At 39.1% G+C, this 10,556-nt stretch carries 6 protein-coding genes and 1 rRNA gene; 4 read left to right on the forward strand and 3 right to left on the reverse strand.

What is annotated here, in order from left to right; genetic code table 11:
• Window positions 1–95, forward strand: a 5S ribosomal RNA gene (gene rrf, locus H6G73_RS25230); the annotation flags it as partial.
• A 308-nt stretch (window positions 96–403) separates the two neighbouring features.
• Window positions 404–1,864, forward strand: a complete 1,461-nt coding sequence (gatA, locus tag H6G73_RS23780; RefSeq protein ID WP_190608965.1) for an Asp-tRNA(Asn)/Glu-tRNA(Gln) amidotransferase subunit GatA — start codon at window positions 404–406, stop codon at window positions 1,862–1,864.
• Window positions 1,865–1,973: 109 nt separating this feature from the next.
• On the opposite strand, the gene H6G73_RS23785 is transcribed toward gatA, so the two are convergent.
• Window positions 1,974–3,686: a serine/threonine-protein kinase gene (locus H6G73_RS23785; protein WP_190608966.1), complete on the reverse strand. Its 1,713-nt coding sequence runs from the start codon at window positions 3,684–3,686 to the stop codon at window positions 1,974–1,976.
• 47 nt (window positions 3,687–3,733) lie between these two features.
• Window positions 3,734–4,585, reverse strand: a complete 852-nt coding sequence (locus H6G73_RS23790; RefSeq protein WP_190608968.1) for an alpha/beta fold hydrolase — start codon at window positions 4,583–4,585, stop codon at window positions 3,734–3,736.
• 463 nt (window positions 4,586–5,048) lie between these two features.
• On the opposite strand from H6G73_RS23790, the gene H6G73_RS23795 reads away from it, so the two are divergent.
• Window positions 5,049–6,581, forward strand: coding sequence for a SagB/ThcOx family dehydrogenase (locus H6G73_RS23795; protein ID WP_190608970.1), 1,533 nt, complete (start codon window positions 5,049–5,051; stop codon window positions 6,579–6,581).
• A gap of 113 nt (window positions 6,582–6,694) precedes the next feature.
• On the opposite strand, the gene H6G73_RS23800 is transcribed toward H6G73_RS23795, so the two are convergent.
• On the reverse strand, window positions 6,695–8,281 hold the full coding sequence (locus H6G73_RS23800; protein ID WP_190608972.1) for an alkaline phosphatase D family protein: 1,587 nt from the start codon (window positions 8,279–8,281) through the stop codon (window positions 6,695–6,697).
• A gap of 430 nt (window positions 8,282–8,711) precedes the next feature.
• Here H6G73_RS23800 and H6G73_RS23805 point away from each other — a divergent pair, with 430 nt between their 5' ends.
• Window positions 8,712–10,481, forward strand: coding sequence for a PAS domain-containing sensor histidine kinase (locus H6G73_RS23805; protein ID WP_242034301.1), 1,770 nt, complete (start codon window positions 8,712–8,714; stop codon window positions 10,479–10,481).
• Window positions 10,482–10,556 lie beyond the last annotated feature (75 nt).

Here is a 10,556-nt window from a genome sequence, read left to right on the forward strand (position 1 = left end):
ACCACACTGATCCCTTCCCGAACTCAGAGGTGAAACGCTGCTGCGGCGACGATAGTTCTCGGGTAGCCGATTGTCACAATAGCTCGATGCCAGGTTCTCTCTTCTCCTAAGCCTCCTCATTCTTCATGCGGGGGCTTTTGGTTTTTTGAGCAAAAATATCACATACTCATCTTATCTTATACAATAGATACTCTCGAACCGATAAAAATATTCCGTATCTTGAAAGTTAAAATTGAACGAAAATATAGTGGCTTAAGGTCTCTCAAGAGGGATACAGCATAGCTAGCTGCACCTGATAAATTACTCTGGGTTTCAAACAAAAGATAGCCTATCAACGAACAAAGCACTATCCTCACACCTGTAAATGCTAAAATCTATGACTTGATTGATAAAGAGAAAAATTATGGCATCCATCCGCGAGTTGCATGAACAGCTAATTAAAAAAGAACGTTCTGCCGTTGAAATTACCCAAGAAGCTTTAGATCGTATTCAAGCCTTAGAGCCAAAATTGCACAGTTTCTTACATATAACGGCACAACAGGCTCTAGAACAGGCTCGTGCAGTGGATGCAAAAATAGCGGCTGGAGAAGAAATAGGGCTGTTAGCAGGGATTCCTATTGGTATTAAAGATAATATGTGTACTAAAGGAATCCCCACTACCTGTGGTTCTCGGATTTTGGAAAATTTTGTTCCACCTTATGAATCTACAGTCACTCAAAAATTGGCTGAAGCTGGGGCGGTGATGGTGGGCAAAACCAACTTAGATGAGTTTGCTATGGGGAGTTCCACAGAAAACTCCGCTTACCAAGTTACAGCTAACCCGTGGGATTTATCACGAGTTCCTGGTGGTTCCTCCGGTGGTTCAGCTGCGGCAGTTGCAGCAGATGAATGTGTGGTTGCATTGGGTTCGGATACTGGAGGTTCTATTCGTCAACCTGCTTCTTTTTGTGGTGTGGTTGGTTTAAAACCCACTTATGGCTTAGTGTCACGTTATGGTTTAGTGGCTTACGCTTCTTCTTTGGATCAAATTGGACCCTTTGCTCGCAGCGTTGAAGATGCGGCTATACTATTAGGAGCGATCGCAGGTTATGATCCTCAGGACTCTACTAGTTTAAAGGTGGAAATTCCTGATTATGCTTCTCATTTAAGACCAGACTTGAAAGCTAGAAATAAATTGAGAATTGGGGTCATTACAGAAACCTTTGGTGAAGGTTTAGACCCGGAAGTTGAACAGGCTGTGACTAAAGCTATTGAGCAGCTACAAGAGCTAGGAGCAGAAATTCATACTGTTTCCTGTCCCAGTTTCCGTTACGGTTTACCCAGTTATTACATCATTGCACCATCGGAGGCATCAGCGAACCTAGCTCGTTATGATGGGGTTAAATATGGTTTGCGTTCTCCTGATGCAGATAATCTTCTATCAATGTATAACCGCACCCGTGCTACAGGCTTTGGTGCAGAAGTCAAACGGCGAATTATGATTGGTACTTATGCTTTATCTGCTGGTTATTACGATGCTTACTATTTGAAAGCCCAAAAAGTTCGCACGTTGATTAAACAAGACTTTGAAAAAGCCTTTGAAAAGTTTGATGTTTTAGTTTCTCCAACTGCTCCGACAACAGCTTTTCAGGCTGGAGAAAAAACTACAGATCCCTTAAGTATGTATTTAAATGACTTAATGACTATTCCTGTCAATTTAGCTGGTTTGCCAGGTTTAAGTATACCTTGTGGATTTGATAGCAAAGGATTGCCTATTGGGTTACAACTAATTGGCAAAGTATTAAGAGAAGACCAACTTTTCCAAGTTGCCTATGCCTATGAACAGTTGACTAATTGGCACTTGAAACAACCACAAATTGCCTAATATTAAATAAATGAGTGGTGCGTTATAACATACAACGCACCCTATGATTTTAATATTCAACGTCTTGTAAGATGGGTATCTTGGCTCAAGTGATATTAGATTTTTGTTTTTAATTCAAGTTACTCGGTATGGTCTTGAATTGTTGTGGAGAACCCAAGGAATAATCTGCTAATTTAAAGTCTGCAAAGGGTTTTTTCTCTAATCTGTCGCGCAAAGCTTCATCTAAAATTACACCTTCAGATTGTTTTTTCACTCCAATAATAATAATGCTGCGCTGATAGGCGGTTAAATCTTGATTACCTTGGCAATCTTTGCGCTGAAATTGACCAAGATTTAATAACCTATAACCTTTGACGCTAGGTGTATTTCTAAAGAGTTTTTTGGCTAAAAGTTGAATTTGCTTGGAACGTTCTAAGGCGCGGCTTTGTTCAGTAGCTACATCACCTTCACAAGAAGCTGTACCCACGGAAATAATTTCATGAGGGTTTTCCATGATTTTTTGGATACCTTCTTGTTCTAGGTTGTTTCTTAAATCATCTAAATTAATCAATCTATCGTTATATCTAATTTGATAGGTGCTACCCAATTGCCATTTGTATTCTACTGATAAAACAGCAATGTTAAATTCAGCCACTCTACCTTGACTATCTTTTCCTTCTTCATAGGGGAAATAATCTACTTTGCCTTTCTTTTCTGGTAATTGACCATAATCTGGAGGTAAGGCAGCAAATCTAGTGTTGCGTGTGGCTAAAGCCACAGACCAAAGTAAGCCCAAGGAAACTATTAAGGCAGCTAACCAAGCCAGTAAAGTTAATTTTTCTGGTTCTTTTGGTTGAGGTTTAACGGTGTGATGGGTTGATGGTGGGTTAACACAAACTTCTGTTTGTAAGTTGCCAACAACATTGACAGTGGCGGAGGTATTACCTAGAAGTTGACTTTCAATTTCCCCTAAACGTTGCAGAATGTCTCTGGCATTGAGAGGACGCTTTTCGGGGAAAGGAGACATTAACCAATCAATGAAGTTTAACAATATTGGTGAAACGTGGGTGGCATGATGTCGCCATTGCAAAGTATTGAGACGAGGATCATATAAATCCTCTGGGTGAATTCCTGTTAACAGAAAGACAAAGGTAGTGCCTAAAGCGAAAAAATCTGATTGGGGAACAGCTTGGCCACTTCTTTGTTCTGGAGCAGAATAACCAGAGGACATAATTGCTGTCATTCCCCCATCTTGAGCGAGATAGGTTCTAGTAATTTCTCTGGCTGTGCCAAAGTCAATTAATACAAGTTGCCCATCAGGGCGAATCATGATGTTAGATGGTTTGATATCGCGATGCAGATATTGGTTATCATGGACTAATAGCAAAATTTCTGCTAATTGTTTTAACCAAGTGATCGCTTGACCTTGAGAAATTGGTCGATTTTGCTGCTGTCTAAGCCATTGTTCTAAGTTGGGCCCTTCGATTTTTTCCATGACTAGACAATGCAACACCATGCCCAACCTAGTTTGATATTGAAAATAGCCTTCTGATTTGGGAATACCAGGATGATTTAACTGTCTGAGGACAGTGGCTTCCTGCTGGAACAGGGACACGGCTTTGTTGTTGTTGGCTAATTCGTCTTTGAGAACTTTGAGAATTTTCGGTGTATCTAGTTCATAGGCCTCATAAACATTGCTAAACCCAGTTTTGTCACTCAACAGCCGCATAACTCGAAATCTGCCGATTAATTCCAACTGGGAACCACAGCTTTGACAAAAGCGATTTTCGTCATTATCGGGGTGGTTGGGTTGAAGACAAGCTGGGTTGATGCAAAGACTCATATATGAAAGTTCAGAATTCAAAAATGAAAATTTAAACTTCACCATCTTCAGTGACCATTTCCTGTTTGAGTAGCTAAAAACTTGGCTACAGTTTGGTTAAATGGCTCTGGTGCAGTTAAGAAAGGCCAATGATTACCAGGAACCCGACACAGTTCCAGGTTGGTCAGGTTGGTTGTGTACGGTTGAATTTGCCAATTTTGGCGGTTGACACCTTTCTCAGGCTGTATAAACAGGGCAGGAGTATCAATTGGTCCAATGAAACCTGGTACTTCCATCACAGCTGCAAAAATACCATCACGGGCCGCAATTGTAAATTTGCTTCCCCAAGTACCGTTTGGTTTTTGTTCAATACCAGCTTGGAATACTTGTTGCTGAATGACATTCCAGCTTTGATATTGACTTAATTGTTTGATTTGCTCTTGGGCTTGCTCATAACTGGCAAAAGGCCCCATACTTTTGAGGAATGGTAGAACACGATATAAGAGGGGAAAAGTTATTTTCAGGAAACTGGGCATTTTCCAGATGAAAATAGGGTCAATGAGGGTAATGCTACGCAAGCGTTGGGGATTTTGCCTGGCCCAGATGACAGCTAATTTACCTGTCCACGAGTGACTCACCACATGGGCCGTAGACCATCCCAATTTATCCATCAGTGCTTCCAAATCAGCGATCGCGCTCTCAAAACTATAATCCTTTTCCGGCTTACTACTGTCACCATGACCACGCATATCTGGGGCAACTATATGGTAATCTGCTGCCAAGTGTTCTCCCAGACTCAACCACACTAAAGCATGATCACCCATTCCATGTAACAGTAGCAATGGTTCTTGGCCTTGATGCCACTCTAGATAAGAAATTTCTACATCAGGCTTTGATAAAGTTTGACGTACAGGTATCATCGCAGATCCATCATTGGCAAGAGAGCTTTGCGCCTAATATAGTACAGCGAAAAAATCAATCTTTTGTCAAACTACACTAAGGATTCAGCTATCAGCAAGCAGTTTTAGACTATTTTGGATTGTAGATTGGAGATTTTAGTGAAACGGTGAGGGTTGGGGATTTTTCCCATGTTAGAAAGGTTTGTACTTATTCACACGAAATCATAGGACTAATAAATGTCAAGATCAAAAACAGGATTACAAAGGTATTAAAAATATCACCAGAAAACCAAAAGCAGATTATGAAGGAAAGAAAGAGATTTCAGGTTTTATCTTCTTCTTTCTTCCCCCTTAATTTTTAATAACAGCCCTTGACATCAGTTCTACACCGCTATATTCACTTCCCAAAGTGACGCTTGATGATAGCGCACGTGGCCTCAGCCATAGTCCTCAATTCCTGAACTCGTTGTTTCTTAACACCGTTATGCCAGAAATACACCAATCCATTGCCCAACATTACCACGAACGGACAAAATACGACCCCGACACATTGGCTTCTAAAAGTCAACGCATAGACTGGGCAAAACAACCAGTGCCTTTTAAAGAGTACAAAATAGGCAATGATTTTGACCTCAAGCCTTATTTACAAGAGACTTCTGAGGAATTTGCCACCAACCCAGATGCTCAACTATGGCGACGTATATCTCTGTTGCTATTTCACAGCTATGGACTAACTGCAAGAATGCCTTCTTTAGGTAGTGCTGTTTATTTGCGCTCGGCACCCAGTGCTGGTGGTTTATATCCAGCGGAAGTTTATCTAGTTTCTCGTGGTACGCCTTTTTTACCACCGGGACTTTACAACTATCAATGTCGTAATCATTCTCTTAAACACTTTTGGGAAAGTGATGTTTGGCAAGCTTTACAAGCTGCTTGTTTTTGGAATCCTTGTTTAGAAAATACCCAATTAGCTATCATCATCACAGGGGTTTTTTATCGTTCTGCTTGGCGATATGAAGATAGAGCTTATCGACGCATTTTTTTGGATACAGGGCATTTGCTGGGCAATATAGAGTTGGCTGGTGCGATTACTGATTATCGTCCCCACTTAATTGGTGGTTTTATTGATGAAGCTGTGAATGAGTTACTTTATATAGACTCGGAACAGGAAGGAGCTACAGCAGTTTTAGCATTGGCAGATTTATTAGATATTCGCCAAAACTTACCAGTGGGGCCTACTGCGCTACCTTCTAGTACAGAAACTAATTATCCATATGTACCAGATGGAGAATTACTCAAATATTTTCATCACCACACAGAAATTCAAACAGGTACTAGTGGAAAAATGACCTTACCCACAGTACAGCCAGAAAAATCCTTAGAAGATAAATATAATTTTTCTTTTTGCGACAAAATTTCTACAGCTACCACACCAATTGATTGGGGAGAAAATTTATCAGAATTAGCCAACACCATATATAAACGCCGCTCTACTCGTGCTTACAGCGGTGATGATTTAACATTAGATGAACTCAAGAGCTTACTTGATTTTACATATCAACCCCAAAATTACATCGACCAAAACCTAGACCATCATCCTGATTATTTTGACCTGAATTTGATTGAAACTTTTGTAGCTGTGAGTGGTGTAAAAGGTTTGGAGGCAGGTTGTTATTATTATGCACCTAAGGCGCAAGAATTACGGCAAATTCGCTTTAAAAATTTCCGCCGAGAATTGCATTTTCTGTGTTTAGGGCAGGAATTAGGCAGGGATGCAGCAGCAGTATTATGTCACACTGCTGACTTAAAATCGGCTATTGCCCAATATGGCGATCGCGTTTACCGTTATTTACATATGGATGCAGGACATTTGGGACAACGGCTGAACCTAGCAGCTATTCGTCTCAATTTAGGTGTCAGTGGTATCGGTGGCTTCTTCGATGATCAAGTCAATGAAGTTCTGGGTATTCCTGCTGATGAAGCTGTTCTTTATATTACAACTTTAGGAAGACAAAGGTAATACAATACTATTTTGAATTGAGAAATCTAGAGTCAATTTTTAATTTTGAGCCATTGTTATGTGGTGAAAGAGAGCATAAATAGAGCATAAATAATGTCACCTCTCACCTAGGTCTAAACCTCTGGCTGCAAATCTACACTGTAGATGTTGTTACCTTCTAAATTATGCAAAGTGACAGTTAACACTTCTGTTTGGCTGTCAATTTTCACGGTGCCGAAGAATTGTAACCCAGCACTTGGTGGTTGATTTTGTTTCATCCCCACAGGGATACTGTGAAACTTCACTTGGGGGCCAAAAGTATTGTCGAGTTGACCAGGCCCAAAAGTACCTGCATTTAAAGGCCCAGCAATAAATTCCCAAAAAGGAAGAAAGTCTGTAAACTGCGCTCGATTTGGGTCGTAATAGTTAGCAGACGCATAATGAAGGTCGGCAGTCAACCAGACAACATTGCGAATATTGTTATATTTAATGAACCGCAATAAATCAGCTAATTCTAATTCCCTTCCTAAAGCTGGGCCATCACCATTGCTAGCATTTTCAAAATGAGTTTGACCATCACGCACTATCACTCCAATAGGCATATCACTAGCTATTATCTTCCAAGTAGCTGGAGAGTTGAGTAATTTTTGCTTGCACCATCGTAATTGTGGGTTGCCAAGAAATGCTGTTTCTGGACTTATAACAGCTTGTCGGTTAGGAGAATTAGCTCCTCGATAACTACGCTGATCTAACATGAAAATTTCTAGTAACGGCCCATAGTTAAAGGAACGGTAAATACGCTGGGGGTCATTGGGATGAAAGCGAATGGGTGTGTATTCTAAAAAGGCTTTTCTCGCTCGCGCTGCTAATAAAGATACGTTCTTAACTGTGTAGCGCGGATCATCTAATATTTGTTGAGGATACCAGTTATTTCTGACTTCGTGGTCATCCCATTGTACTAGCTGGGGAACTTGGGAATTAAAGCGAAGAATGTTGTCATCCAGCAGATTGTAAATGAAGTTACCACGAAATTCTGTTAAAGTTTCTGCAACTTTTGATTTTTGAGCGATCGTTATGTTTTTCCAAATGGTACCATCATCTAGTTTTACTTCTGATTGAATAGGATTATCTGCATAAATAGTATCGCCAGAATGAATAAAAAAATCGGGGTTCAGCTTACGAATCGATTCGTATATCTTCATTCCACCCCATTCAGGATTTATCCCCCAACCTTGACCAGCTGTATCTCCTGACCAGGCAAAGAAAATATCTTTTTCTTTACCTAGAGATGCTGTGCGGAAATAGCCGGTCACAGGTGCGCTGTAAAGATTAGAGTCTGCGGTATCCTGAAACGTCACACGATAAAAGATATCCTCCCCTGGAGGTAAATTAGTTAAATAAGTGCGAGCAGTGAAATCATTGTCTGCTAAAGCTGCTTGACCAATCACTCGACGACTATTTCGGAAAGATTCATCTGTTGAGTATTCCACAATCATCCAAGATGGACTTACACCTTGATGAGGTGGTACAACTCGACTCCAAATAACTGCACTATTGCCAGAAATATCACCACTAGCTACTCCATAAGGAATAGATGGACGATTTTTATCTAATGTGATTATTCCTGGTGCTTGGGCAAAACTTGATTTTAACCACATATTTGTAGTTAAAATACTACTACTAGTAATCGCGGCACGTAGTAAGAATTGGCGGCGTTTCATGGCATGAAAGTTATGTTCTGCTATAGGGTAAAATCCTTGTTAAAAAAGGAAAGTGGGTATTTTCTCATCTAAAATTGGTGAAGAATTTGTTTACTACCTATTTCTTTTTTTTCCATACTCATTTACGCTGATTGTATAAACATCATTTGTAGTAATGTAATATTTATTTTCAGTATCAACAAGTAGTTAAGTTTTAAATACTATATATTGTTGATATCAAAAAATACAAAGATAATAAACAATACTTAATTATGCTGTCACGAGAAAAAGAAAAACAAGAACCACAAATTCCGCATCTAAGACTATTGTTTACACAGGGTTACCCTTAATCAATTACCCAGTTGTTGCTCTGGAATTTTTGACTGGTCGATGGAATCTATTGTTGGTGTAGCAAGAAACAAGCATCGCCACAAGTTTAGTTAAAAGAATTATGGAGTGGTTAGATTTACAGCAAAAACATATAAATCATCAGCAAAAAATGGATATTAATTTGCTTTTTTATAAACATCCTAATCCCATGTGGATATATGATTGTGATAACTTGAAGTTCTTAGATATTAATGAAAATGCTTTGATTAAATATGGGTATTCGCGAGAGGAATTTTTGCAAATGCGAATTACTCAAATTCATTCCCCAGAAGATGTTCCAATGCTACTCGCTTTTTTAGCACAGAACAACAATCAATTACAAAAGTTGGGCAAATGGAGACATACTCGCAAAGATGGACAATATATTTTTGTAGAAATTATTGCCCAAGTTATTGATTATCAAGGTAAAAACGCTTGTTTAGTAGATATTCAAGACATTACGGAACACAAACGAGTAGAAGTTACACTGCAAGATAGTGAAGCTAGATTTAGAGCTATTTCACAGGCAATTCCTATTCCGTTAGTGATTGCTCGTTTGGATGATGGCATGATTTTGTATGCTAATCCAGAGTTTATCCAAACCTTTAAATTTGTGGCTGAAGATTTATTAAATTTATCAATTGCTGAGTTATATACCAATAATTATGAGTGGCAAAAACTCTTAACTGAGTTTAAACAAAATGGTTATCTATCTACCCGTGAAATTCAATTTAAAAAATTAGATGGGACTTGTTTTTGGATGTTGTCTTCTCTCAGATATTTAAAATTTAATGATCAACCTTCACTGTTACAAATTTTAGATGATATTACGGAAAGAAAAAATAATGAATTGAGGTTAAAAGCTCAAGCAGAGCGAGAAAAACTGATGCGAACTGTGGCCCAGCGAATTCGCCAATCGTTAAATCTCCAAGACATTCTCAATGCCACAGTACAAGAAGTGAGGTTCTTGCTAGAAGTTGACCGGGTTGTGGTATATCAGTTTGCGTCAGATATGAGCGGTAAGATTATGGCAGAATCGGTTGCACCTGGTTGGACAGTTTCTTTAGGTGTAGAAGTTGAAGATACTTGTTTTCAACATGGTGCGGGAGCAGGATATTATGCGGGACGCAAACGAGCAATTCCCAATATTTATAAGGCTGGATTAAGTGATTGCCATGTGAAATTATTAGAAAGATTTGAAGTCAAGGCAAATTTAGTAGTACCTATTCTTTTGGATATGAATGGGGAAAATGCAGACTTTTATTTGTGGGGCTTATTGGTGGCACATCAATGTTCTCAACCCAGGGAATGGGAGGAGAGCCAATTAGATTTACTGGACCAGCTAACTGTACAATTAGCGATCGCCATTAAGCAGTCGAATATCTTACAGCAAGCCCAGATTGAAATCACCCAAAGGCAAAAGGCAGAAACAGAGTTAAGAAGTGCTTTAGCTGAAAAGGAGGTATTGCTCAAAGAAATTCATCATCGAGTCAAAAATAATTTGCAAATTGTTTCTAGTCTTTTACAACTGCAATCAGACACATTTCAAGATCCAGAAGTGATCAAGGCATTGAGAGAAAGTCAAAATCGCATTGAATCTATATCTTTAATTCATAAAAATTTATATACCTCTCCTAATATTGGTCAGCTAAATATTGCTGAATATATTAATACTTTGGCGGCAAATTTGCTGATTTCTTATCAAGTTGTACCAGGAAGAATTAATCTTGAAACTGATATTGATGCAGTGAATTTAAATATAGATCAAGCCATTCCCTGTGGCTTAGTAATTAATGAGTTAATCTCTAATGCTCTTAAACGTAAGGATTCAGGTCTAAATGTGAGGAATTAAAGAAGGAGTCTGCACAGCAGGGTTAACCATTGCTTTGATAGCTTGGTCAAAAAAGTCAATAACAGAACGTCCTTG

Source organism: Richelia sinica FACHB-800, assembly GCF_014698825.1.
Taxonomy (GTDB): domain Bacteria; phylum Cyanobacteriota; class Cyanobacteriia; order Cyanobacteriales; family Nostocaceae; genus FACHB-800.

Bases quoted from the DNA above. Each gene is read 5' to 3' on its own strand.
- gatA (WP_190608965.1), top strand. From the start codon at position 404: ATGGCATCCATCCGCGAGTTGCATGAACAGCTAATTAAAAAAGAACGT.
- H6G73_RS23785 (WP_190608966.1), bottom strand. From the start codon at position 3,686: ATGAGTCTTTGCATCAACCCAGCTTGTCTTCAACCCAACCACCCCGAT.
- H6G73_RS23790 (WP_190608968.1), bottom strand. From the start codon at position 4,585: ATGATACCTGTACGTCAAACTTTATCAAAGCCTGATGTAGAAATTTCT.
- H6G73_RS23795 (WP_190608970.1), top strand. From the start codon at position 5,049: ATGCCAGAAATACACCAATCCATTGCCCAACATTACCACGAACGGACA.
- H6G73_RS23800 (WP_190608972.1), bottom strand. From the start codon at position 8,281: ATGAAACGCCGCCAATTCTTACTACGTGCCGCGATTACTAGTAGTAGT.
- H6G73_RS23805 (WP_242034301.1), top strand. From the start codon at position 8,712: ATGGAGTGGTTAGATTTACAGCAAAAACATATAAATCATCAGCAAAAA.